Raw genomic sequence first — 25,968 nt, 5'->3', positions numbered from 1 at the left:
CTTAGTTTATGTTTTGTAATTTTTCTATCTGTTCAGCAAAGTAACTCTTTTTTTCCGGATTTTTCAAAATGAGTTGCTCATATATTTTAATGGCCTTTTTAACTTTACCCTGTTTTATAAAGATATTTGCCAGGTTCTCAGAGGCCATTCCTTTCTTTATCTTAGAACTCTTCAGTGATAAATCCTCCTGAGGTTCGGGGTTAAGCTTCAGGTTAGCCATTGTTTTAAGGCGGGGATTCAGCTTCAGGAACTGGTCTATGATATTGAGCTGCTCGCTCAGGTAATTTGTTGCAGGCTGAACAGCTTTCTCCAGTTCATGGGTCTTGTTATATTCCAGGATCATCTCCGGATGGAAGGCAATCGGTTTTGGCCTGGTGTATTCATTTTTAAGTTGTAACACCTCGCCTAAACGACTAGAGCCCATCCAATAGCCTAGGGCATCTTCGGCATACATCCTGTCAATTTCACTGAAGTTATAGTTTACAACAGCTTCTTCGGGGTTGGTGGATGTAACTATAGTTGATGTTTCTTCTTCAACAAAGGCTGCAGATGGAGTCTCAGTAACTATAGTTTCCAACTCTTCCTGCTCCAGAACTATCGTTTCGGGTAATTCTGAGTTTACTGTTGTTAATGCTTCTTCAGTTTCATGCAGATTCGCTTCAGTACTGACTACTTGTTCTGTAACGGCTGGTTCTGTGTCCGGCTTTTGGGCAAGCAAATCTGTAAAAGAAGAACTCAGGCTGCTTATAGTTAGCAGGTCTGCTAACTCAGAGTCTGATGTGGGCTGTGGTTGCGGCCATACCGAGTCTGCAGGCTCAAAACTGCTTGAAACCTCATCAGAAAGTGCCTCTATCGCTACTTCCTCATTTATTTCAGAAACTATAGTTGCATCTTGCTCATCAGCTGTTCCCTGGATTGGTTCAACTATAGCTTCCTGTTCAGTTATAGTTTCAAATTCAGCATCCGTTGTGTCCTGAGTTACCTCAACTATAGGTTCTGATTCTGTTAGAGTTTCAACCGTTTCAACATCTGCTTCTGAAGATACTGCTATAGTTGCCGATGTTGGTTCTTCTATTGTTTCGGTTTTTGCCTCAGGTTCCGGGGTAACTATAGTTTGATCTGTTTGTGACGTAACTATAGTTTGCTGCTCAGCAACTGCGGCTTCATCAAAAACAGGAGCAAGGGTGGCTGAAGTATAAATAATGCGTTTTAAAAGCTGCCTGTCTGTGGCATAAGAGGCTGCTCGGCGCAGGCGCTGCGTCGAAAGCATGCTTCCCTTGTCGTAAGCAGATTTAGCGAGCAACAGATGCGCGGTCTGGCAGTAGGGGAAAGCATTTGCCACTTTCTCCAATTCAGCCGTTTGCTGGTCCGTAATGCCCGACGCTTTCTGTATCAGTTCAAGAAAAGCTGATTTATTCATTAGGGTGTACTGTGCTTGTAGTTTGATGCTTACCAGTTGGCTACGGTTCTGTTAAATACCTGTGATACCAATTGCTCCGACATCCGCTCAATTTCGGCGGCTGTTAGCTGCGTTACGTCACGGTCTTCCGGGAAATCCTGCGAAATGGTAAACAGCTGATCGAAGTTTTCGTCCGGATTAACGGTATTGGTGAAGCGCACTTGTATGCCAAGCGTAAGTCTGTTCAGGGTAGCACGGTCTATTTCGCCCTCACGCTGAATAGCGGCAGGGGTAACAGTAAAGCTCACAATCTGACCTTCGAGTTGCAGGTCGCCTTCCTGTTGCAGCATGGTAAGGTTTGTGTTGCGGCGGTAGTAGTTCTTGAAGTTATTTGTGATCAACTGCGTCAGGTTGGCCGGACCTTCACCGGTCGGGTTCTCAAAGTTCTGGATAGAGATTGACTTGATATCCGATGAAATGGTAGTCCCGGTGAAAGAATAAACTCCACAACCGCTCAATAGCAGTATGATCAGCAGCAAAGGTAACGTATATAGTTTCGCCAGGTTAGTCTTCAATTTCATACTGTTTCAGTTTTCTGTACAGTGTTCTTTCTGATATTCCCAGGTCCTGGGCTGCATACTTGCGCTTGTTGTTATGTTTCTTGAGCGCCTTTACAATCAATTCTTTCTCCTTATCTTCTAAAGATAGGCTTTCTTCAGCAGTTTCATGCTGAATATCTTCTATTTTTTGGTCCTCGTACTCTTCCGGCGGCATCTGCTTCATGGGCAGGTAAAAACCTTCTGATGGCTCCTTTGGCTGGTACGGTCTGCTCTCGTAATGCCCGATGTTTTCAAACAGGTGACCGTGCTCTTTCAGCAGGTCGTTTTCTGCAGGCTGGTGTGCCAGCATTTCAAAAACCAGCTTTTTCAGATCCGACACATCACGCCGCATATCAAATAACACTTTGTATAGGATATCCCGTTCCGAAAACGCCTGGTCAGATGATTTCTCAGCATTTAGCAGGGCCGGAACATGACTGGCCTGCTCACGAGGCAGGTATCTTTTCAATGTTTCAGCATCAATTTCGCGGTCATATTCCAGCACCGAGATCTGCTCCACTATATTCTTTAACTGACGGATGTTGCCCGGCCAGCGGAAATCCAGCAGCACCGGAATGGCATCCGGAGTAAGCGAAACCGACTTCACTCTGTATTTCTCTGCAAAGTCGCTGGCAAATTTACGGAACAGCAGGTACACATCATCAGCGCGGTCGCGCAGGGGAGGCACTGTGATCGGAACAGTATTCAGTCTATAGTACAGGTCTTCGCGGAACCGGCCTTTTTCTACTGCATTCAGCAGGTTTACGTTAGTTGCGGCCACTACACGCACATCGGTTTTCTGTACTTTAGATGACCCTACTTTTATAAATTCGCCGTTTTCGAGCACGCGCAACAAACGGGCCTGCGTACCAAGTGGCATTTCGCCTATCTCATCCAGGAAAATGGTACCTCCATCAGTTACTTCAAAATAACCTTTTCGGGTATCATGGGCACCAGTAAATGAGCCTTTTTCGTGGCCAAACAACTCCGAATCTATAGTTCCTTCCGGTATAGCGCCACAGTTGATGGCAATAAACTGGCCATGCTTGCGCGGGCTCAGCTGGTGTATGATTTTCGAAAATGATTCTTTACCACTACCGCTTTCACCGGTTATCAGCACAGTCATGTCGGTAGGGGCAACCTGCACGGCCACCTGTATGGCATAGTTCAGTAAGGGTGAGTTACCAATTATGCCGAATCGTTGCTTTATGCTTTGTATATCGATATTGCGCATGTTTTTGAGATTTGAAGATTAGATAATTTGGAAGTTTGAAGGTGAATCATGCGAAGATTATCATTATCAAATCTTCACATTCCCAAATCTCCAAATCTAATCTACCGCTTCGCCGAACAGGGTGCCTACGCTACAGTCTGTAACCAGCACATTTACGTAGTCGCCTTTTTTGTAGTGCTTCTTATCGAAGATCACTACTTTGTTCTGGTCGTTGCGGCCACTCAATTGCTCTTCTGATTTCTTGGAAGGACCTTCTACCAGCACTTTATGCACCTTACCAATGTCGCGTTTGTTGCGGGCAAGGGATGTTTCGCGCTGCTTGTTGATTATCTCATCCAGGCGGCGCTTCTTCACTTCAAGTGGAATATCATCTTCCAGTTTGCGGGCAGCCAACGTGCCCGGGCGCTCAGAATAGAAGAACATGTAGGAGTAATCATACTGTACATAATCCATCAGGCTAAGCGTATCCTGGTGCTCTTCTTCTGTTTCAGTGCAGAAACCGGCGATCATATCTGATGAAATACCGCAGTCTTCACCAAGAATAGCACGAATAGCATCAACACGGTTTATGTACCACTCACGGTCGTAAGTGCGGTTCATCAGTTCCAACACGCGCGAGTTACCGCTTTGGGCTGGCAGGTGTATGTATTTGCAGATGTTATCGTACTTTTTAATCGTGTAAAGCACTTCGTCTGTAATATCTTTCGGGTGTGACGTAGAGAAACGTACACGCAGATCAGGCGAAACCAAAGCTACTTTTTCCAGTAATTGAGCAAAGTTCACACTTTCAGAGCCATCTTCAGAAGCCCATTTGTATGAGTCCACATTCTGGCCAAGTAAAGTTACTTCTTTATAGCCTTGTGCCACCAGCGCTTCCGCTTCACGAACTATAGAGTGTGCATCTCTGGAGCGCTCACGGCCACGTGTAAACGGCACAACACAGAAAGAACACATGTTGTCGCAGCCACGCATGATCGAGATAAAGGCACTTACTCCATTGCTGTTCAAACGAATAGGGTTGATGTCGGCGTAAGTCTCTTCACGCGAAAGCAATACGTTAACTGCTTTCTGACCACCATCTACTTCATTAATCAGGTTTGGCAGGTCGCGGTATGCGTCCGGACCAACTACCAGGTCTACAATTTTTTCTTCTTCCAGCAACGATTTCTTTAGTCGCTCAGCCATGCAGCCCAGCACACCGATCATCATGGAAGGTTTTTTCTTTTTATAGTAGTTTATTTGGCCCAAACGGTTACGTACGGTCTGTTCGGCCTTTTCACGGATAGAACAGGTGTTCAGAAATACCAGGTCAGCTTGATCGATTTCTGAAGTGGTATCAAAGCCCTGTTCAAACATAATGGATGAAACGATCTCGCTATCTGAGAAATTCATGGCGCAGCCATAGCTCTCGATGTATAGTTTGCGGGTGCGACCTGTATTGGTATCTTTTGAAATATGCGTATCGCAGGATGGGGCAGCGGCTGCCTGCTCAGGCGTACGGTTATCTATAAAATCTAAATCAAGGATTGGCTTCATGCTAATAAAACGCTTAGAGCTGCAAATATACTACATTCCATTTTAAAACCGTGACAGAATGGCAGAGCTATTTTTGAATTATGAATTATGAATGCTGAATTATGAGTAAGAATGAAGTAAAGATAAAGCTATAGTTGTAGTGATCAGATGATTATGAACCCTGTTTAACCACAATTCATAATTTCTAATTCATAATTCATAATTGGAAGCGCAATAACAGTCTTAGCTTAGAACCTTCAGCATGGCCTGCGCTTTCAGCAGACATTCTTCGTATTCGCGTTCCGGGTCAGAGTCGTAGGTAATGGCGCTGCCTACCATAAAGCTCAGGTATTGTTTTGTGGCATTATACTGCAGGCTTCTTATCACCACGTTAAAATCGCAGTCCTGTTCGGGCGTAATATAACCGAAAGCACCGGAGTAGAGACCTCTTTTGGTCGCTTCCAGTTCTTCAATAAGCTGCATAGCGCTAATCTTGGGTGCTCCGGTCATGCTACCCATCGGGAAAGCGCCAAGTAACACATCTACCAAGTCATTATCAGGTTTTATCGTTCCGGTTATAGTTGAGATCATCTGCCAGACCTGTTTGAAGCCATAGATACCAAACATTTCCTCTACTTTCACTGTGCCGGTAGCGCAGGAGCGGCTCAGATCGTTCCGCACCAGGTCCACGATCATCATGTTTTCGGCCAGTTCCTTTTCATCGTTACGCAGTTGGTGGCGTAGTTGCTCGTCTTCTTCAGCCGTTTTACCACGTTTTATAGTCCCTTTTATAGGCTGCGAAACTATAGTTGTGCCTGTCTTTTTCAGGAACCGCTCCGGCGACGCACAAAGCAGGTAGTTATCATTTAACTTCAAATAGCCTGAGAAAGGAGTGGGCGAAGCCTCCGCCAAAGCCAGGTAGAGCGGCAAAGGTTGGATGGTTGCGTTATCAGCATAAAACTCCATGCAATAGTTGAGTTCATAAACATCGCCTTCCAGAATATGCTGTTTTACCTTTTCTACCTGCTGTACATATGCATCTTTAGCTACCCGCTGCTGCACAGCTATAGTTCCGGGTTTAGCAGGTTTAGCGGCTCGTGTAGCAAGTATATCCTGAATTATAGTTTTGCCGTAAGATTTAGGTAATAATATAGTTATGGCTTTGTTATTAAAGTTGATAACGAAGTCGGGTACAAAAAAACAGATCGGAGGGAAGCTTAACTCATCCTGGTTTTGGCTGGTCAGTTTCTCTACGTCGTTTTTGAGATCGTAACCCAAATAGCCACACAACATCTGGCCCTGATTCAACTTCTGGCGCAGGCTTCCAAAGGGGTTCTTCGGATCTATAGTTAATGGCCTTCCATTTGAAACAGCCAAAATATGACGAAAACCCTGATGCGGATATGGGAGTTGGTGATCATAGTAGTAAGCAACAAGCGGAAACGTATCGGCCCAGGCTAGTGCTTTTAGGCGAAACTCTTCTGCTGTAACAGGTAAGTCGGTATAGTTTATTTCTATAGTTGGCATGCGTTTACGGAAGCGTTGTAAGAGCTAACTTTGCCTTGGCCTGAATGCTGTTTCTGTAAGCATAGTTGCTATAGTTCAAAGCTTTCTGATAGCTGGCTCTTGCTTTATCGTATTGTTTTTGTTGCTGGTAAATATAGCCGCTTTGCAGGGCCGCGTGCGGGGCAAAATATAAAGATTCGTCTCCGCTGGCAACTATAGCTGCATCGTAATATTTTATGGCCTGTTCCGGCTGCCCCATGCCCTGGTAAATACGGCCTTTGCGGTAAAAGTATTCTGCCTTAACCGGTACCGGTGTTTCTGGTGTAATTTCCAATCTTGAGGCTTCCTGCAACGCTTTCTCAAAATACCCGCCATCAGAATGCAGTCTTGCCGCTAACAGAAAACGATTGGGCTGCTCATTACGGCTCACAAAGTTCTCCGCATACTTGTCTTCTTCGGTCAGTGCACTGCCCACCTGCCTTACCTGCTGGTAATGCCACTTTGCCTGCGGATGATGGTTGCTAAGCCAGTAAGCAAGGTAGAGTTTAAAATTTGCTGCTTTCAGGTAATGAATGCCTTTGTGTTGCTGAAGAAAATACCGGTTTTCTCTAATGGAGGCCTCATAATCACCACGATAAAGGTAAAGATCAGCGGCCATGTGGTGCATGTACAGAAACGAACTATAGGCAGAGCCGGAAGGTCGGTCGCGGTATATTTGCAGCGCTTTGTCACCCATTTTGGCCTTTTTATGCAGCACCACTGCTACAAAGTTAAATAGGAGGTTATCAGGCTGCTCGCTGGTTAAAGCTGTTAATTGCTTTAGGGTAGATCTGGCATTATCTTCATCCAGTAGTTGCAGCAACAGGGCGTTTAGCAGAATGGCTTCGTTTCGAAACGGATTTGGCTTATTGGCTGCCAGTTGCAGATTGGCAAGTCCGGTTTCGGTGTTACCGCCTAAACCGATTATATTCAGGAACCATTTATACTGATCCGGAACAGAGCCCAGCAGTACCTGCATAACACCCAGTGTTTTGCGGTTAGGGATAAAATCGGGGTACTTCTCGGCGTTTTGCTGAAATTGTTGGTAGGCTTTTCTAAAATCCCATGCTGCCCCCACACGACTACCAAAAAGCAGTTGGCTCATGGCAAGTTGTGCCCTTATTTCTGCTTTTGCATAGTCTACCCAAACCGATTTCTCTTTCAATTTATCAAGGGCCGCCAGGCGTTCCTTTTGATTTTCTATCAGCTCCGGAACTTCTGCCTGGTTTTGTTCCGTGCAGATCTGGATGAAATCGGTATAGTTGGCAAGCAGGTGGGCTACTGCATTTTTATCGTTCTGTTTTAGCTCCTGCTGAACTATAGTTCTCCCTGCAGTAAGTTTGAGTTTAAGCGATTCTGAATACGCTTTTTGCAGGGGTGCATTAAGGTACGAACTGGCAAAGAGGGGCAGGGGCAGACAAAACAGGGCCAGCCACAAAAAAAAAGGATGGGGTTTAGCCATCCTTTTTATGATACTATGCAGGCGATCTACGCGCAAAGTCTTTGATTAGAATACACGCAGCTCAACACCAGCCAAGATACGGCCGCAGTGCTCGCAAACGATAACTTTCTTCTGAGCTGCAATATCAGCCTGGCGCTGCGGAGGAACAGTGTTAAAGCAACCACCGCAAGCATCGCGCTTAACCTGCACTACTGCAAGGCCATTGCGTACGTTTTTGCGGATACGGTTGTAAGCAGAAAGCAAACGTTCTTCAATATCATGAGAAGCTACTTCTCTTTCCTGCGTTAACTTGCCTTCTTCTTCCTCGCTTTCAGAAACGATCTGATCAAGCTCGTGCTTTTTGTTGTCCAGGTCCTTTCTGCGCTCTTCCAGGCGGTTCTTGGTGCCTTCGATCTCAGCAATTTTCTGCTCGATCTGATAGTGTGCTTCTCTGATCTTTTTCTCAGCAACCTGAATTTCCAGTTTTTGCAGTTCTATCTCTTTCGTGATAGCATCGTACTCGCGGTTGTTGCGAACGTTCTGCTGTTGGTCTTCATACTTGTTGATCAGGGACTCTGAATCTTTGATTGATTGCTTGCGCTGTGCGATAGAATCGTTCAGGGCTGCAACTTCATCATCAAACTTACGAACACGTACCTCATAGCCTTCTATTTCATCTTCCAGGTCACGAACCTCTTCAGGTAAGTCTCCTCTAACGCGTCTAATTTCATCAAGCTGCGAATCGATGCTCTGAAGCTTAAGCAGTGCTTCTAATTTACTGGCTACCGTACTTTCCATGTATTAAAAAGTGTATCTGATAGGGTTTGTGTTTACATTTGATAAATAGACTGCAAAATTAGGAAAGTTTTTTGATATCGTATCATAAAAAATCTCCTTTGTAAATACTTCGCTTTCATAATGGCCTATATCGGCAATCATCAGGCGGTCTTCAGCATCAAAAAATTCATGATATTTTACGTCACCGGTTACAAAAGCGTCTGCTCCTGAGCGGATAGCATCTTTTATCAGAAAACTGCCGGCACCACCACAAACCGCAACTTTTTTTACCGGCTTATCACCTATAGTTGTATAACGCAGGCCCTGCAGGTTCATTTTTTCTTTCAGATAAGCTAAAAATTGTTCTTCTGACAAGCTTTCTTTCAGCTCGCCTACCATGCCTATGCCAACTTCCTGGTTCTGGTTTTCGAGCTCCGTCAGGTAATGTGCTACTTCCTCGTAAGGGTGAGCAGCCAACAATGCATTCATAACTTTTTGCTTCAGATAGGCCGGGAATACAACCTCAATGCGGTTTTCCTGCACCTGTTCTGGCTTGCCTTTTTCTCCAATAGTTGGGTCGGCATTTTCGGATGGTGTAAAGCGGCCTGTACCTGTCACCTGAAAACTACAGTTACTGTATTCGCCAATTTGTCCGGCTCCGGCTTTATGTATAGCATTTAAAACCTTGTCTGTATCATCAACCGGAACAAAAAACACGAGTTGCATAAGCGTATGTGGCTTGCTGCTCAGCATCTTCACGTTCTGTAGCTCTAGTTTTTCCGCAATTTTGGCATTCACGCCGTTATGTACGCTATCAAGGTTGGTGTGTGAGGCGTAGATAGCTATGTTGTTACGGATTGCTTTTATAATGGTGCGCTCTACATAGCTTTTGCCTGTAAGCGACTTAATTCCTTTAAAGATAACTGGATGATGGGCAACAACCATGTTACATCCCTTTTCTATAGCTTCGGCCAGAACAGCCTCGGTGCAGTCCAGCGACAGGAGTACACCGGTTACTTCGTCATCAGGGTTTCCGGTCTGCAGGCCGGCATTATCGTAGCTTTCCTGGTAGGCCAGGGGCGCATATTGTTCCAGCACCTTTACAATATCTTTGATCTGTGGCATCGTTAATCGGGTATAATTTATAGTGCCTTACGTAAGGAGGTTAAAATTAATTTTAAATTTGCTTCCGATACAAACTTACATGGATAAACTGAAACTGTTGCTCTGGCCATTTGCTACGTTGTACGGCGGCATTACGTCGTTGCGAAATACAGCTTATAATAAAGGCTGGCTGGCTTCGCGTAAGTTTGACCTTCCTGTAATTGCAGTTGGTAATTTAACGGTAGGCGGAACCGGTAAAACCCCGCATGTGGAGTACCTGCTTCGCCTGCTCCGCAACTATACGGTTGCCGCACTTAGCCGTGGTTATAAACGCCAGACCTCGGGCTTTATCTTGGCTGACGAAAAAGCTACTGCTGCAACTATAGGTGACGAGCCTTATCAGTATCATCGCGATTTTCCAGATGTGCAGGTCGCTGTTTGCGAGAAGCGGGTAGAGGGTGTGGCCCGGCTGCTGGAGTTAGATCGCCCGCCAGAAGTGATTGTGCTGGACGATGCCATGCAACACCGTGCCATACAGCCTTCATTTAACCTGATGCTTACCGACTATAACCGCTTATTTTACAAGGATCGTATTTTACCATCCGGTTTGTTGCGCGAATCCAGGAAAGGGGCCAGGCGTGCCGATGCTATTCTGGTTACAAAATGCCCGCTAACGCTGCAGCCTCCCGAAATGAAGCATATTGCCTCCATGATCCGGAAATATAGCAGACGTAATGCGCCTATTTTTTTTACCGGCTTCCGGTACGCTAATTTTGTGCCCTTCGGAAACTCCGAGCAAGTTCATAAGCACATTATATTGCTGACCGGCATCGCCAACGCCAAGCCATTGAAGTCTTATCTGGATAAGCATAATTTTAGTATCCGGCACCACCTGGAATACGCAGATCACTATAGTTATACTATTGAGGATCTGGAAAAGGTAAAGCACCAGTGGCAGAAACATGCGTCTGATACCATTATTCTCACCACACGTAAAGATGCAGTAAAGCTGATGGATAAAGCATTACAAACTATAGTTAGTGAGCTGCCAATTTTTTATATACCTATAGAGGTTTGTTTCCTGGAAGGTGGCGATACATTTAATGAGCTTATCCTGCAGCATGTCAGGAGTTATTACAAACTATAAACCTGTGTGGCTATAGCTAGCTGTATGTTGGATAAAAAAACTAATTTTGCTCCTGTGAGACAAAAAAGCATATCTATATTCCTGTTTTTTCTACTGTTCTTGATCGTAACCGAATCTTTCGGTCAGGTAAGGCAGCGTCAGCCCACCCGTTCGGGCACCAGGCCGGGACAGGAACGCCAGCAAAATAACCCGCAACAACGCCAGCAGGGGCAATTACCAAATGCAACTCCGCAGGACTCGCTACGACGGGGCAGACCCGGCGCTATTCTTGATGATACTACCCAAAACCTGTACGGGCCAAAAACTACTTTACAGCTTTTCGAAAGGGATGTGCTGGAAGGGCGCTACCGCGAGCAGCGGGTAGATACTGCCATCCATAACATGCACAACCAGCGCTACTGGTTTCAGGATACGGCTTTTTACCAGCACCTCGGTAACGTAGGTACTGCGTCGCAGCCTTTGCTGTTTTATATGCCTACGCGCATTGGCGTGCGTCTAGGCAAGAATGCCTTCGATCGCTATGCTTATGATCCGCAAAAGATAAATTATTTCGATACCCGGTCGCCTTATTCGCATTTGTATTATGTGCAGGGACAGCGGGGGGAAACTATATTTGAGGGGATATATGCACGCAACATTACCCAGAACTTTAATTTTGGCGTTGCTTACCAGATCATTTCAGCGGATAAACAGATCGGTTCTACCGATTTATACGACGATGGCTTGATTGATAACCAGGCAATAAAAGTTTTCAGCCATTATAAGTCCAAGAATCAGAAATATGAGCTATTCGCTAACTATACACACTTAAACCATGAACAGATAGAGAGCGGTGGTGTGCGGCCTGATCCGGATGATACGACAGATAGCCTTTTCCGATACGAGAATGACCTGGTATTCCTGAATCAGGCAAGTACGCAGGAAATGCGCCACAACTATCACCTGTTGCACATGTTCAGGCTCATTAACGATAACCTGAAAATTTACCACCGCATGGACTGGAGAAGCCAGCGCACCAATTACCAGGACGACCTTATTCCTTTTGCTGGTGATAGCAGTCTTCTTTTCTACCCGCGCACGCTGTATAGTAACAGGTTTACAGATGACGAGACCAACTTCCGCGAGTTCGAAAATGAATTCGGCTTTACCGGAAGATCCAGTATTTCCTACTTTAAAGCTTATGCCAAGCTCCGTAACAGCAAACTGAACTATAGCGCAGTAAAGACTGTAACAATGGATTCATCTGCCATTGGTGGCTTAGTTACAGGTGTCGATGCAATTAATCAGGTATTGCTAGGTGGGGAGTTCCAGCTTAATTACCAGGATAAATACCTGCTTTATGGCGAAGGTGAATATCAACTGACGGATAACTATAGATTCCTTGCGTCTGCCCGGTTTAAGGGGCTGGAGTTATCTCAGACTCGTTTACGTCAGTCGCCTACATTGATACAGCAGCGCATTATCAGCAACCACTTTAACTGGGACAACGACTTTGATGCAATTATAACTACCAGAAGTCAGGCCATATTACGCCACCAGTTTGGTAAGAGAATGCATCTTCGCCTGATGGGTGCATATACCCATATTGACCGCTACGTAACATATGGTTTTAATGCCGAGCCAATTCAGCTTAATGGCAATCAGCAATTGCTTGAAGCACAGTTGGCACAGCACCTGCGTTTTGGCGGCTTCCATCTCGAAAACTTCCTGCACTATACCAATGCTGAAAAAGCACAGTATATCCGCATTCCGGAGTGGCTTGTAAATTCTAAACTATACTTCCAGGGGTTCTTATTCAAGAAAGCGTTGTTCAGCCAAATTGGCTTGGAGATGACGCTTCCTTCGGCTTATCAGCCGGATGCATACATGCCGGTAACACAGCAGTTTTACCTGCAGAATGACCTTACTACAAAGAACTATCCGGTTTTTGATGTATTCCTGAATGCCGATATTAAAACAGTAAATGTTTTCCTGAAAATGGCACACGTGAACTATGGCATCTGGGAGCCGGGCTACTTCGAAACACCAGGTTATCCTGGCCTGCGCCGCAGCTTTACCTTCGGTCTGAAGTGGATGTTCTTTGATTAAAAGGCTAGTTGAATATGCCTTATTGTTAAATTATTGACTTTTTATTCTGTATGTCTGCTACAAATCAGCCTACTAAAACTATACTTCGCCTGCAGTTGCCAACCGACCCGCGCTGGGTTAACATTGCTGAAAAGAATATTGAGGATATACTGGTTGACCATGCCTATTGCGAACAGAAAGCAGCTACCTCTGCCATTTCGCTTATAGTTAAGTACCCGGACAAAACGCGCCTGGTAGAGGAAATGACTGACCTGGTAGCAGAGGAGTGGAGCCATTTTGAGCGTGTGCTGGAGCAGTTAAAAAAGCGTGGCTACGGGCTGGGGCGCAACCGACCAGATGAGTATGTGGTGGAACTTTCCAAACACATCCGTAAAGGCAATAAACGTGAGCGTCAATTAATGGATCATTTACTAGTAAATGCACTGATCGAAGCCCGTAGTTGTGAGCGGTTTAAACTTTTATGGAAGAATATTCAGGACGAAGAGCTGCAAAAGTTTTACTATGAGCTAATGGTTTCTGAGGCCGGTCACTATGTGAGCTTTGTAAAGCTGGCAAAAGAATACATGCCTGCCGAAGAAGTGGATGCTCGCCTGAATGAACTGCTAGCCATAGAAGCTGACATCATCCGCAACCTGGAGCCCCGACCTGACAGGATGCATTAAAAAGGAGCTTTCCTGAAAATAGCAGCTACCAGCTTGTTTGAATGAATTTAGAAGAGAATATAAAGTCATTGCATATTCTGAGGGGGCTGGCAGCGCTTATAGTTGTTATCTTCCATGCCAAATTCATTTTATGGTCCGGCGGAACCTTGTATATTGAAGAAGTAGGCATAGATGGCCTGGACGGTTATTTGGCATTCGGGCTTGATATGCTAAGCTCTGCCGGCAAACAATGCGTTATTTTCTTTTTTATACTTTCTGCTTTTGTTATCAGCTATTCTTTTGAGCGAAACAACTATAGCCTAAGTAGTTTTTATAAGATCAGGTCTCTTAGGATTTACATTCCCTTCCTTTTTTCATTAGTTCTGTCCATAGGAAGTTTACTTTTAGCCTATCAGTTTAACAGCAAAATATTCTATGTTGAGGGCAGAGAGTACAATGAATCTATAAAGATTGCGCTGGAAGATCTGTCACTTGTCACAGTTCTCAAGACTTTGTTTTTCATTCCGAATAAGACCTATGCCGGAGCAAATTTTGCATACTGGTCATTACTTCACGAGGCTATCTTCTATCTGTTATTTCCTGTATACCATAGGTTGAAGAACCATATCCTGTTAGGGTTATTCGTTATATTCCTCACTTGCAGTTATTTCTTCCAGTTTTCTATAGTTTACTTTCAGATATTCTTTCTTTGCGGAATATTTACTTACCGGTATTTCAAGCATTATGGTGTTGCGCCCTTAATTACAAACCAGAAAGTATTCCTCTGTACCTTACTTTTGTTATTTGCTTTACAAAATGTGTTTATTCTAAAATCGAATATTTACCTGGCTGATGCCTTTGCTATAGTTTTAAGCTTTACGTTAATCAACTACACCCTTTACTTTATAGCAAAGGCTCCTAAAGCGCTTGCTCTACTGGGTAAAATCAGTTATACCTTATACCTGAATCACCTTTCCGTGCTCTTGCTATTTTATGTATGCATCGCATCTTATTTAAATGAGTACATCTTTTATGACAGAGTATATTATTATATTGGAACTGTACTGGCAGTCCTGGTATCAATAATTCTTTATTACCTGGCTGAACAACCTTCTCTTCGTTTAATAGAGAGGTTAAGAAAACATAGATCAGATGCGCTACATAAACCTGAACTTTCTAAACCAGCAGCTCGAGCATCTTAAAGCGGATTTTCAGGCTCAGCAGCCTTTTCGGTACCTTGTTGTTGAGTGCTTTCTGAATGCTGAGGCTGCCGAAGAGCTGCTGCAGGCATATCCGAAAACTACGGATGGTGTATGGGATAACACAACGTATATAGATCAGAGTAACAAATTCCAGAAACGGGTTTTTGCTGAGGGCGATATCTTTAAAGATGTATTCCAGGAGCTTAACTCAGCGCATTTTCTGGAGTGGTTGCAGGAACTAACAGGTATTGAACAACCTCTGATTGCCGACGACTCACTATTTGGCGGTGGACTGCATCAGTCAACAAACGGGGCCTTCCTGAATGTACACGTAGATTATAATGTACATCCGGTTACCAAGTACCACAGGCGGTTGAATGTGCTTGTTTACCTGAATAAAGACTGGGAGGAAAAGTATGGCGGGCATCTCGAACTATGGGACCTTACCCAAAAAGAACCGAGGTTAATGCACAAGATTTCGCCGGCATTTAACCGCTGCGTAATTTTTGAAACGAACGAAATCTCTTTTCACGGACATCCTCAGAAACTACATGTACCTGACAGAATAACACGCAAATCGCTGGCGACTTATTACTATACCACTTCACGCCCTGCAATTGAAACAGCGCCGGAACATAATACCATTTTTGTGAATACAGAAGGAGTTACGGGGCAGCTGAAGCGCTTCAAGTCCGGGATAAAAGCGGCCCTTGAAAGAATAAACAGGCAGATAGGCTGACTCAAACTATAGTTTAGGTTTTCTGCTTTTTCTTCTTGGCTGCCGGGAATAATATGTTATTCAGTATCAGTCTGTAACCTGGTGAGTTAGGATGCAGAGCCAGGTCGGTGGGGTCTTCGCCAACCAGGTGCTGGTAATCTTCCGGGTCGTGTCCACCATAAAAGGTCCAGGTGCCTTTCCCGAAGGTGCCATGCATGTAACGTATCTCACCCAGTTCTTTATTTTCGCCCATTACAACTACTTCCGGTTTCACCAGGCTTTTTCTGAAAGCGGTGGTCTGGCCCATAAAGCCTTTTATAGTTTTTGCATGATTCTGCGAGAGCATCGTCGGAATAGGGTCCCATTTAGCTGAGAAAGTAAAAAGCTGGAAATAATCGTTGGCTTCAGTTACCGGGCGCTCCTGTGGCTGCATATCAATGTTGGAGTACTCATATTCCAGCGGGTTTCTTACCAGTTGAAAATCGCGGAAGGCGAATGTTTTTCCGAAGTCCAGCTTTTGTTGTGCATTCGGATCGGCGCCGTCTCCGTCGTACATCGCTTCTATAAAATCGACTCCATCGGCGGCCAGGGCAATGTCATAGGTATCGGTGGCAGAACACATGGCGAACAGAAACCCGCCTCCGGCACAAAAGTCCCTGATTTTGGTAACAACAGCCATTTTCAATTGCGATACTTTTTTGAACCCATGCCGTGCTGCAGATTCTTCTGACTCCTGTTGCTGTTGCTGATACCATGGATAATGACGGTAGCTGGCATAGAACTTACCATACTGGCCCGTAAAATCTTCGTGATGGAGGTGTAGCCAGTCATATTTAGGCAGATCTCCACGCATGATCTCGTCATCATACACCACATCATAAGGAATTTCGGCATATGTAAGAACCAGGGTCACGGCATCGTCCCAGGGCATTTTTGATTTTGGAGAGTAAACAGCGATTTTAGGTACCTTCTCCAGCTTCATAATATCCATGTTAGCTTCCGGATCAGCTATCTGGCTCAGAATAGAGTTGTACTGGGCTTCAGAAATTACTTGATACGATACGCCTCTCACGATCAATTCATTTTCCAGTTGCGGGGCATGTGTGAATGCGAAACTCCCATCACGGTAGTTTAATAACCAATCAACTGGCACATCCTTGGACAAGACCCAATAAGCAGCGCCATATGATTTTAGGTGATCTTTCTGAGATTCATCCATGGGGATGACCACTGTACTGGCCAACACCTGAAGCTGAACTATAAGCACGCCAACTATAGCAAAGAAAATCCTTAAAATCATGGAGTCTGCCGTTAAATTCCTACTAAAAGTATAAATTACGAATCTTTTTTAAATAAAAGCAGCTAACTTAGTTGCTGCCTGTTGTTAGCTATAACGAGAAAAACCACAAAACCGCACAACCTGAACTATGAACCTGATCGAAAATATACTGGAAGGCCTGCGTGCTATACAAGGTAACTTACTGCGCACCGTTCTTACAGGGCTTATTATTTCGTTTGGTATTATGTCGTTGGTAGGTATTCTTACGGCTGTAGATGGTATAAAACACTCGCTCGACCAGACTTTTTCTGCACTTGGGGCAAATGCTTTTGATATACAGCGCAAAGGTGCCAATAACCGCGGCAACCAGGGCGGACGTGCACAAAAAGTATATCCGGTTATTACCTACGAGCAGGCGCAGAAGTACAAAGACCTTATGTCTGATAAGGCAAAAGTTAGCTTATCAGCTTATGTTTCCGGCGCCACCGTGGTAAAAAGCCAGACTGATAAAACGAACCCAAACATTAACATAGTTGCCGGCGACGAGAATTACCTGCAGGCACAGAACCTGAACTTGGCTGATGGCCGTGATTTCTCGAATTTTGAGCAGGAGAACGGCGTGAATGTGGCGATAATCGGCAGCGAAGTGAAGAACAATATCTTCAAAAACACAAACCCGATCGGACAGTATGTTACGTTCCTGGGCCGCAGATTTAAAGTAATTGGCATGTTGGAAGAGCGGGGCAGCTCTATGGGAGGCAATGCAGGCGACAGAACGATTGTTATTCCACTTGCAACCGGCCGCCAGATACCAATAACTGGAAACGGTACTCTAAACTATGCCATAAAGACGGTGATCCCGAAACCTGATGAGCTGAATTATGTGATGGGTGAGGCCACCGGTGTAATGCGCGCCGTGAGGCAGGATAACCTGGGACAGGAAGAATCATTTGAGATCAGGCGCAGCGACTCCCTGCTGCAGAGCTTAAACGAAATCTCAGGCTACCTGAAGGTCGGTGGTTTTGTGATCGGCTTTATTACCCTCCTGGGTGCATCTGTAGGTTTGATGAACATCATGCTGGTTTCAGTGAATGAGCGGACCCGTGAGATCGGGGTTCGAAAAGCGCTTGGTGCTACTTCGCATCAGATTCGCCAGCAATTCCTGATCGAGTCGATCGTGATTTGTTTATTAGGTGGGTTAACGGGCGTATTTCTTGGTATCCTGATGGGGAATGGTATCTCAGCGCTTATTGGAGATGGCGGCTTTATAGTTCCGTGGGTTTGGGTATTTGTGGGGCTTTCGATCTGTATTATAGTTGGTGTTATTTCCGGTTCATATCCAGCTTATCGTGCGTCAAAACTGGATCCAATAGAGGCCCTCCGGTACGAGTAAGATCATTAATTAGATAGACTTGCTCTGGTTTAAAGGGTTTCATAATCAGCTCCATAAGCACGAAGAAGTTTTTGTCAAGAACTGAGTATTTGAAATGATCTTTTAAACTATAGCTTAGCAAACTATAAACTATAGGTCTTATAACAAGGCAAACAAAAAGGCGGGAAATCCCGCCTTTTTCGCTTTATGCCTTAAGAGAGCTTATTTCTTTTTCTCTTCTGTTTTAGCTTCTGCTTTCGGAGCTTCTTTTTCCTTTGCGTATGCTTCGTTCAAACCTTTCAGCACTTCCTGGGTAATATCCAGTGTAGAGTCACTGTACAGGATGGCGCTGTTGCCACGTGAATAAGAAAGCACCATTTTATAGCCTTTATCTTTGCTATACTGCTCCAGGTAAGCTTCTACCTTATCGTAGATTTTTTTCTGCTCTTCTGATTCTTGTGTCATCAAACGGTTGCTTTCAGACTGGTTCAGGTTAGCAATTTCCTGCTGCTTACGCGCCAGGCGCTGCTCTGTAACGGCACGCTGATCCTGCGACATAGTAGCTGCACGCTGCTGATACTGGCCAACTTCTCTTTCAAAAGCAGTTGCTTTGGTTTTCAGGTCGCTTTCTGCCTTAGTTGCCTGAGCCTGAAGACGTGTACGCACATCTTTAAACAGTTCGTAGTTAGCAAGCAGTGTATCAGCATTTACATAAACTACATCGCCAATCTTTTCTGATGCTTCGCTTGTAGTTGTAGTGGCAGCGCCATCATTTTTAGCAGGTTCCTGCTGGCATGCTGCCAGGGATACCGTGGCTACAGATAAGCCAAGGGCAAGCTTTGTTAATTTCACAGGTTGGTTAATTAAGTTAAAAAGGTTGTTAGTTGGTAAATATAATTAATGTTTTAAAACTTCGGTATAAGTTTCTTCTGCTTCCATTAAACCAGTGGCATTAATTCCGGTAAGGCGTACATGCTTTAGCTCGTTTACCAGCACTGGGTCATACTTGGCTGCAACCCGCACATAGTTCTCTGTCCAGCCTTCCATGACGCCATCCTTCACATCATCTTCGAAAAGCACTGTAAACTCGCGCCCTGTATTCTGCTCGTAAAAGAAACGCTTTTTCTTTTCTGACAGAATGCGGAGCATATCGGCACGGCGGTTACGTTCTTTTATAGTTACCTTGCCCGGCATTTCAGGAGCCAGCGTGTTTTCGCGCTCCGAGTATGGGAAAACATGCAGGTAACTTACATCCAGGCCATTTATAAAATTATAGGTTTCCAGGAAGTCTTCCTCCGTTTCGCCCGGGAAGCCAACTATAACATCCACGCCAATGCAGCAATGCGGCATCAGTTCTTTTATTTTGGCAACACGGTCAGCGTATAGTTCGCGCTGGTAACGGCGGCGCATTAGCTTCAAAATTTTGTTAGAACCGGATTGCAACGGAATATGGAAATGCGGCATGAAGCGGTTGCTCTGGCTCACAAACTCAATGATCTCGTCCTTAAGTAAGTTTGGTTCTATAGATGAAATCCTGAAGCGCTCAATACCTTCTACTTTATCCAGCTCTTTTACCAGATCATAGAAAGTTTCTACGCGCTTGCCGTCCTGCAGTCCGAAGTCGCCGGTATTTACGCCTGTCAGCACAATTTCCTTCACATCAGATTCTGCAATCTCATTGGCAGAGCGCACCACATTCTCTATCGTATCGGAGCGGCTGTTACCGCGGGCTAACGGAATGGTGCAGAACGAGCAGGAGTAATCGCAGCCATCCTGTACTTTCAGGAACGTGCGGGTACGGTCGCCGAAAGAGTAGGAGTTATGGAACGTGTTAGCCTCTGAAATAGGACTCGCGTGAACTTCAGCTTTCTCCTTTTTCGTAAAACCCTCCAGAATATCTACCAACTGAAATTTCTCGGCAGCACCTAATACGGCATCCACTCCCGGAATTTCAGCAATTTCTTTCGGTTTAAGCTGGGCATAGCACCCTAGTATCGTTATAAAAGCGTTAGGCGAGTGCTTCTGGGCTTCCTTCACAATTTTCCTGCACTTTTTATCCGCGTTATCGGTAACAGAGCAGGTATTTATCACATAAATATCAGGCGTATCCGTAAACTCTACCTTCTCAAAACCACGCTCCTGGAAAATTCTACCAATGGTGCTGGTTTCTGAGTAGTTGAGTTTACAACCTAATGTATAAAAAGCTACCTTTTTCATAATCAATCGCAAAGGTACAAAATATAGTTTTGAATGTAAGAATGAGTGTTTGTGTGAATTTGGTGAGCAAGCTTTTCAGAGCAACACGCTTAACTATAGTTGTAAATTGCTTCTATAGTTCCCAAACCACTCTTTCAGAATTATTTAGTAAGAAAATCGGCGAATGAGTATTGCAGGTAGGCTTTACCCATTTCGAGCTGCTCGTCTGTTACACCTTCATCGCGGGTTATCACTCTTTTAGATGCATTGTCGAAAGTCACTTCGCCGGCCGGGGTAATGTATCCAAAGCCATCCTGAAAAACATAGAAAGCAAATGGGTTTTGGGTAGGAGCGAGTAAGTTCCGGCTCCAAACATAGTCCTGTTTATATGGTATATGTAGCTGTGCCAGCAAAGTAGCAGCAATATCAGTTTGTGAGCCCAGTGCATTTATTCGCTCGTTCTGTACGGCCATGGCACCACCTGTCAGTATCAACGGTATTTTGAATTTAGATGGCGCATGGTTCGGATCTTCGGCAGGAAGCGGGTGACCGTGATCTGCAACTATAACTACCAGTGTGTTTTGCCACCAGGACTGTTTCTTAGCTTCCTTCACAAAACGGCCCAGCGCCCAGTCCGTGTAGTACACGCTATTTCTGAACTTATTCGGCACATCATTCCCTGCAAACTTAGGCTCAATCGGAATTTCAAAAGGCTCGTGACTGCTCAAGGTATAAACGGTACTGAAAAACGGCTCTTTTTCTTCGTTAAGATCCTGCAGTACCCTGTCGAACAGCACATGGTCGTGTGCGCCCCATTTGCTGTTATAGCTCTCTGCAGGGAAAGCATACTTATCTATCAGCTTATCGTAGCCGCCATTCACGAAATAAGATTTCAGGTTGGCAAACTCCAGCTCACCGCCATAAAAGAAACTCGTCTTGTACCCCAGCGCTTCAAACGTGCGACTTAGTTGCGGAAGTTTTTCAGATTTTTTAGGGACTTTAACGATAGATGTGGCTGGCTGCACCGGATAACCGCTTAAGATCGCTACCATGCCCTTCTGGCTTCGGTCGCCGCTGGCATAAAAGTTTGTAAACGTTACGCCTTGAGCTGCCAGCTTGTCCAGGTTAGGGGTAATTCCTTTTTCACCGCCTAAATGACCAACCAGTTTAGCAGTATAGCTTTCCAGAATGATGAAAAGAACATTGGGCTTACCCGGCTTTACCACCTGATGCTGTGCTGAGTCCGGAGCTACAGATCCGTATAGTTGCTGTACTTTCTGTTCTGCCGAATCGGCTGGCAGGTACAAATATGGGTTCTCACTAGTCTCGCCATATTTCAGCATAGAGTGCATCAGATTCCACGACATATTCAGGCTGGCGTGATTGGTAAATGGTCTGTCGGAGAAGTAGGCAATGCTCTGGTTTATCGGGATTTGCTGTATGCCCCCACGCATCGGCAAAATAAGCAGGGCAATCATAAAGAAAGCAAGTCCGGCAGCTAGCCAGCTGAAATGCAGTGTTCTGAATTTAGTAAGATCAAAAAATAGCTTGTAAACAAGCACAAATACGCCCGTTAAGGCCAGGGCTACAAAGGAAAGCAGGAAGAGTGGAGCAGATCCAGCTGATGCAGCCATTTCAGCAGGCGTGTTCAGATACTGCAGGGGAGTTGCATCAATCCGGAAGCCCCAGTAAGAATATAGCTCCAGGTCGGCAGCGAGTATCACAGACAAAATTCCCAGCAACACAAAAGTATACCAGCGAATAATGCCCGCAGCCGGAAAGCGTTTCCATAAATAGCCTACAAAAGCAAGTATAAAGGGAATAGCGCTCAGGTAAGACGCAAAAGATAAATCAAGCTTAGAGCCATACCAGAAAGTACCAGCCAGTTCGGCTATAGTTAGCTCTGCGCTGTTATCGGCATGGTATAATAAAAATGCCGCCCTGGAAACTATAAAAAAGAAAACCCAGAACAGGAAATATAAGGGCTGAAAGTAAAGGTCTTTTTTCACGGTGCAAAGATAAGCAGTTAGCTGCCCGTTTCTAACAAAAATTATCTATTGTAGATTCCGTAGGAAAAAATCAATGGAGGGTGTTATAAACTATAGGGTTTATTGAAGAAAGTGGAGTGTTTTCAAACACATCCCTACTTAATTATAGGGGTGATCTAGAAAATGTATATAAATTTTCAAAACACCCCTTAAAAAAATAGGGTGCTTTAGTTGTGCATAAAATTTTTCTCCTAATTTTGTGACATCAAACATCACCCAACCCAAAAACCCAATGGCAACACTTCGTTTTAAAGCACTTGAGCTGGTAAGCCAGCGCAAACCCTGTGAAGTAAATCTTCCTTCCCACATCATTTCTGATTATTTCGGAGAAAACGTCTTCAGCATGCAGGCAATGCGCGCAACGCTTTCATCGGAGTACTATAAAAAACTGGCCAGAACAATTGAAGCAGGCGAACAGGTAGATCGTAACCTGGCTGATGCAGTAGCCGCAGCCATGAAAACCTGGGCCATGAGCAAGGGTGCAACACACTATACGCACTGGTTTCAGCCACTTAATGGTGCTACAGCCGAAAAACATGACTCTTTCTTTGATCTTACGCCTGATGGAGAAGCTATTGAAAGTTTCAGAGGAAGCGCGCTGGTACAGCAGGAACCTGATGCATCGTCTTTCCCAAGCGGTGGTATCCGTAATACGTTTGAGGCACGTGGCTATAGTGCCTGGGACCCTTCTTCACCTGCCTTCCTGATCGAGAACGCTGGTGCTAAAACGCTGTGTATCCCAACTATATTTGTTTCTTACACAGGCGAAGCCCTGGATTATAAAACACCTTTGTTAAAATCACTGAACCTGCTGAGCAATGCTGCATTGCCGGTTTGCCAGTATTTTGATAAGGACGTAACCAAAGTAAATACTACGCTGGGTATAGAGCAGGAGTACTTCCTGGTGGACCGCTCGCTTTACGAAGCCCGCCCTGACATGGTGGTTACCGGCCGTACCTTATTTGGGCACGCCCCGGCAAAAGGCCAGCAGTTGGAAGATCATTACTTCGGGGCTATCCCGAGCCGTGTGCATGCATTTATGGTTGATTTTGAGAAATCTGCCTGGAAGCTGGGTATACCACTGCGCACCCGCCACAATGAAGTTGCTCCTAACCAATTTGAGTGCGCCCCAACTTACGAAGACGCCAACCTTGCCGTAGACCACAACCAGTTGCTAATGGATATCATGGGCCGTGTTGCGGAACGTCATAACTTTAAAGTTTTACTTCACGAAAAACCATATAAAGGCGTAAACGGCAGCGGTAAGCACAACAACTGGGCACTTAGCACCAATACAGGCGTTAACCTGCTGAGCCCGGGCAAAAAGCCGAAAGAGAACCTGCAGTTCCTTACTTTCTTCATTAACACGGTAATGGCCGTGCATAAACATGCCGACCTGCTTCGTGCAAGTATAGCTTCGGCCAGCAACGACCACCGCCTGGGTGCTAATGAAGCGCCGCCAGCTATTATGTCGGTGTTTGTTGGGCAGCAGCTATCTGCGGTTTTAGATGAACTGGAGCGTACCTCTAAAGTACCAATGGAAAAAGGCGACAACATGTACCTGAAACTGGGTATCGACCGCATTCCAGAAGTACTTCGTGACAACACAGACCGTAACCGCACATCACCATTTGCCTTTACCGGTAATAAATTCGAATTCCGTGCGGTAGGTTCTTCAGCCAACAGTTCTTCATCCATGACGGTACTAAACACGATCGTTGCCGATCAGCTGATCGAGTTCCGCACAGAGGTAGATGCACTGATTGAGAAAGGAATGAAGAAAGAGCTGGCCATTATTCAGGTGCTGCGCGAGTATGTGGTTGCATCAAAGGCTATCCGTTTTGAAGGAAATGGTTACTCCAGCGAGTGGGAAGAAGAAGCAGCACGCCGTGGTTTGTCTAATATCAAGTCGACACCGTTAGCGCTGGATGTATATCACCGTCCGGAAGTAATTGAGCTTTTTGCCCGCCACGGTATTTTTACGGCAATAGAACTGGAGGCACGCCACGAGATTCTCCTGGAAGATTACATCAAGAAAATTCAGATCGAATCGCGTGTAATGGGCGATGTGGCCATGAACCACGTTATCCCGACAGCAATCGCATATCAAAATAAACTGATCCAGAACATTCGCGGCTTAAAAGAACTTGGGCTTGAGGATGAGTACATTGAGACTACCCTGGAGAGTATCAAGCGTATTTCCCGTCATATATCCCTCATTCAGCGCAATGTGGTGGACATGATTAAAACCCGTAAAGTAGCTAATAAACTGGAAGATGTGCGCGATAAAGCGATCATGTACCGCGAAGAGGTTTTCACCTATTTCGATGTTATCCGCAATAGTGTAGATAAGCTGGAACTGATGGTTGATGATGAGGATTGGCCTTTAGTGAAGTATCGTGAACTGATGTTCCGTAACTAATAATATTGAGTTTTATCTTGGAAAGGGGCGTCTGTAAGGACGTCCTTTTTTATTTAAATGCTATAGTTGATGTTGTTTCAGGAATTATAGATTATTTGCTGTCATGTCGAGCGATAGTCAAGGCATCTTATATGACCTTTTCTGAATTGTCATTTCGAACAACGTGAGAAATCTATCTCAGATTATAGTTGAAGCAACCATTCTATAGTTACCACTACCTGTTACCTGACACAAGCAGTTCGTGCTAAAGTTACTACTGATCCTGAGAGCTTTACTTACCTATCATTTCAATCCCGTTTTGGTGCGCTCACGGCCGCGAGGCCCCGTCTTTGGGCATCGCGCGGTGTACATTTCCTTTGCTCGTGCCTCACAATGCCTGGCGCCACCAGAAATCTACAAGGCGCTCAACCCAAAGACTGAAATCAATCGATAGCTAATCTATAGTTTAATTGATCAACTATAGCTCGTAGCTTTTCCATGGTAGTAGTTCCGTGGGGCAGGCTGCGCCTGCCTGCTCGTGGTCGGTAACTATAGAATGTTCATACAAACTATAGCAGTAGCAGAATTCCCCTCTTGGGAGGGGCAGGGGTGGGTTAAAAAAGAAACTATAGAACTATAAATCTACTATAGCAAAGTCTATAAAGCTCCCCGCCTTAGACAAGGAGGGGTTAGGGGTGGTTGGACTTACAGCAACTATAAAACTATAGTATGAGCCTTTGTGGTTTGCCCACAAGATCCTTTCAGGATGACAAACAAGAATAGCGGAAAGTAATCATAAATTGAAGGGTTCGGTTACTCTTCTGTTATTTCCTTAAACTTATCCAGCACCACATCGCTAAGTTTGGCGAGAATAAGCGGGAGAATAATAATGGACATACTCACAGCTAGCACTTTACCGATCCGTAGTTGAAGCATAAGGTTATCAGCAATATGGTTCTGGAGCTCGTGATGCAAAGCGCGTCCACTTGAGGTCATTGGCTTTCCTTCCAGCACATCCAGCACAGCCTCGAAATTGCCTTTCTGGAGCTGGCGTTTCAGATAGCCCAAAACCGAATCTTTGGTAATGAGAATGGCATGGCTGAGTTGCTCGTGCCGCACTTTTCCCCACTGCAGCAACTCCTTGAGCTGACGCTGGGTGTTGCCAGGTATAAACGCGCCCATATGTATCATGATTTTACTCCATATATACATGTATACGTATTTTTAAAACTATGGCGTTTATAGTTGTCCCGAATAAAAGC

20 protein-coding genes are annotated in these 25,968 nt (G+C 45.0%); 7 read left to right on the top strand and 13 right to left on the bottom strand.

The features are described from left to right. Nucleotide 1 precedes the first annotated feature (1 nt). The 8 genes from GXP69_RS14260 to GXP69_RS14225 all read right to left on the bottom strand — a co-directional run bounded on the left by GXP69_RS14260 (nucleotide 2) and on the right by GXP69_RS14225 (nucleotide 9,635). Nucleotides 2–1,420, bottom strand: a complete 1,419-nt coding sequence (locus GXP69_RS14260; protein ID WP_163915752.1) for a tetratricopeptide repeat protein — start codon at nucleotides 1,418–1,420, stop codon at nucleotides 2–4. Nucleotides 1,421–1,449: 29 nt separating this feature from the next. After that, entirely contained in the window at nucleotides 1,450–1,980 is a 531-nt protein-coding gene (lptE, locus tag GXP69_RS14255; protein WP_163915751.1) for an LPS assembly lipoprotein LptE, read from the bottom strand. Continuing rightward, nucleotides 1,964–3,232 (bottom strand): sigma-54 interaction domain-containing protein, encoded by a 1,269-nt coding sequence (locus GXP69_RS14250; RefSeq protein ID WP_163915750.1) that lies wholly within the window; start codon nucleotides 3,230–3,232, stop codon nucleotides 1,964–1,966. The genes lptE and GXP69_RS14250 overlap by 17 nt, the downstream gene beginning before the upstream one ends. 96 nt (nucleotides 3,233–3,328) lie before the next feature. After that, nucleotides 3,329–4,768 (bottom strand): tRNA (N6-isopentenyl adenosine(37)-C2)-methylthiotransferase MiaB, encoded by a 1,440-nt coding sequence (gene miaB, locus GXP69_RS14245; RefSeq protein ID WP_163915749.1) that lies wholly within the window; start codon nucleotides 4,766–4,768, stop codon nucleotides 3,329–3,331. Between the two features lie 222 nt (nucleotides 4,769–4,990). Continuing rightward, entirely contained in the window at nucleotides 4,991–6,274 is a 1,284-nt protein-coding gene (locus GXP69_RS14240) for an anthranilate synthase component I family protein (RefSeq protein WP_163915748.1), read from the bottom strand. A 4-nt stretch (nucleotides 6,275–6,278) separates the two neighbouring features. Continuing rightward, nucleotides 6,279–7,754 (bottom strand): tetratricopeptide repeat protein, encoded by a 1,476-nt coding sequence (locus GXP69_RS14235; protein ID WP_163915747.1) that lies wholly within the window; start codon nucleotides 7,752–7,754, stop codon nucleotides 6,279–6,281. 45 nt (nucleotides 7,755–7,799) lie between these two features. Next, nucleotides 7,800–8,531, bottom strand: a complete 732-nt coding sequence (locus GXP69_RS14230; RefSeq protein WP_163915746.1) for a zinc ribbon domain-containing protein — start codon at nucleotides 8,529–8,531, stop codon at nucleotides 7,800–7,802. Between the two features lie 3 nt (nucleotides 8,532–8,534). After that, nucleotides 8,535–9,635 carry a Nif3-like dinuclear metal center hexameric protein gene (locus tag GXP69_RS14225; RefSeq protein WP_163915745.1) on the bottom strand — a complete coding sequence of 367 codons (1,101 nt, stop codon included), beginning with the start codon at nucleotides 9,633–9,635 and terminating at the stop codon, nucleotides 8,535–8,537. Nucleotides 9,636–9,714: 79 nt separating this feature from the next. Here GXP69_RS14225 and lpxK point away from each other — a divergent pair, with 79 nt between their 5' ends. The 5 genes from lpxK (at nucleotide 9,715) to GXP69_RS14200 (ending at nucleotide 15,431) form a co-directional block, all read left to right on the top strand. Beyond that, nucleotides 9,715–10,761, top strand: coding sequence for a tetraacyldisaccharide 4'-kinase (gene lpxK / locus GXP69_RS14220; protein WP_163915744.1), 1,047 nt, complete (start codon nucleotides 9,715–9,717; stop codon nucleotides 10,759–10,761). A gap of 99 nt (nucleotides 10,762–10,860) precedes the next feature. Further along, complete coding sequence (locus tag GXP69_RS14215) at nucleotides 10,861–12,849, top strand: putative porin (RefSeq protein WP_163915743.1); 1,989 nt, start codon at nucleotides 10,861–10,863, stop codon at nucleotides 12,847–12,849. 50 nt (nucleotides 12,850–12,899) lie between these two features. Further along, nucleotides 12,900–13,511 (top strand): tRNA-(ms[2]io[6]A)-hydroxylase, encoded by a 612-nt coding sequence (gene miaE, locus GXP69_RS14210; RefSeq protein ID WP_204282043.1) that lies wholly within the window; start codon nucleotides 12,900–12,902, stop codon nucleotides 13,509–13,511. Between the two features lie 41 nt (nucleotides 13,512–13,552). Next, the gene (locus GXP69_RS14205) at nucleotides 13,553–14,692 is read left to right on the top strand and encodes an acyltransferase family protein (RefSeq protein WP_163915742.1); all 1,140 of its coding nucleotides are present in this window, start codon (nucleotides 13,553–13,555) and stop codon (nucleotides 14,690–14,692) included. Continuing rightward, the gene (locus tag GXP69_RS14200) at nucleotides 14,643–15,431 is read left to right on the top strand and encodes a 2OG-Fe(II) oxygenase (protein ID WP_163915741.1); all 789 of its coding nucleotides are present in this window, start codon (nucleotides 14,643–14,645) and stop codon (nucleotides 15,429–15,431) included. The genes GXP69_RS14205 and GXP69_RS14200 overlap by 50 nt, the downstream gene beginning before the upstream one ends. Before the next feature lie 13 nt (nucleotides 15,432–15,444). Here the strand turns inward: GXP69_RS14200 and GXP69_RS14195 are convergent, their stop codons facing one another. Then, complete coding sequence (locus tag GXP69_RS14195) at nucleotides 15,445–16,710, bottom strand: asparagine synthetase B (protein ID WP_163915740.1); 1,266 nt, start codon at nucleotides 16,708–16,710, stop codon at nucleotides 15,445–15,447. Between the two features lie 127 nt (nucleotides 16,711–16,837). Between GXP69_RS14195 and GXP69_RS14190 the strand changes: the two genes are divergently transcribed. Continuing rightward, on the top strand, nucleotides 16,838–18,082 hold the full coding sequence (locus GXP69_RS14190; protein ID WP_163915739.1) for an ABC transporter permease: 1,245 nt from the start codon (nucleotides 16,838–16,840) through the stop codon (nucleotides 18,080–18,082). Nucleotides 18,083–18,283: 201 nt separating this feature from the next. On the opposite strand, the gene GXP69_RS14185 is transcribed toward GXP69_RS14190, so the two are convergent. The 3 genes from GXP69_RS14185 to GXP69_RS19310 all read right to left on the bottom strand — a co-directional run bounded on the left by GXP69_RS14185 (nucleotide 18,284) and on the right by GXP69_RS19310 (nucleotide 22,266). After that, nucleotides 18,284–18,913, bottom strand: a complete 630-nt coding sequence (locus GXP69_RS14185) for an OmpH family outer membrane protein (protein WP_204282042.1) — start codon at nucleotides 18,911–18,913, stop codon at nucleotides 18,284–18,286. 45 nt (nucleotides 18,914–18,958) lie between these two features. Continuing rightward, entirely contained in the window at nucleotides 18,959–20,278 is a 1,320-nt protein-coding gene (gene mtaB, locus GXP69_RS14180) for a tRNA (N(6)-L-threonylcarbamoyladenosine(37)-C(2))-methylthiotransferase MtaB (protein WP_163915738.1), read from the bottom strand. A 140-nt stretch (nucleotides 20,279–20,418) separates the two neighbouring features. Next, entirely contained in the window at nucleotides 20,419–22,266 is a 1,848-nt protein-coding gene (locus GXP69_RS19310; RefSeq protein WP_163915737.1) for an LTA synthase family protein, read from the bottom strand. Between the two features lie 271 nt (nucleotides 22,267–22,537). Here GXP69_RS19310 and GXP69_RS14170 point away from each other — a divergent pair, with 271 nt between their 5' ends. Further along, nucleotides 22,538–24,727, top strand: coding sequence for a glutamine synthetase III family protein (locus GXP69_RS14170; RefSeq protein WP_163915736.1), 2,190 nt, complete (start codon nucleotides 22,538–22,540; stop codon nucleotides 24,725–24,727). 792 nt (nucleotides 24,728–25,519) lie between these two features. Here the strand turns inward: GXP69_RS14170 and GXP69_RS14165 are convergent. Further along, a complete protein-coding gene (locus GXP69_RS14165) occupies nucleotides 25,520–25,897 on the bottom strand; it encodes a hypothetical protein (protein ID WP_163915735.1) in 378 nt (125 codons plus the stop codon). Nucleotides 25,898–25,968 lie beyond the last annotated feature (71 nt).

It is taken from the genome of Pontibacter burrus (assembly GCF_010686685.1).
GTDB classification, from domain to species: domain Bacteria; phylum Bacteroidota; class Bacteroidia; order Cytophagales; family Hymenobacteraceae; genus Pontibacter; species Pontibacter burrus.
The sequence above is the reverse complement of the archived record's forward strand: the minus strand, read 5'-3'. Positions and strand labels throughout refer to the sequence as shown.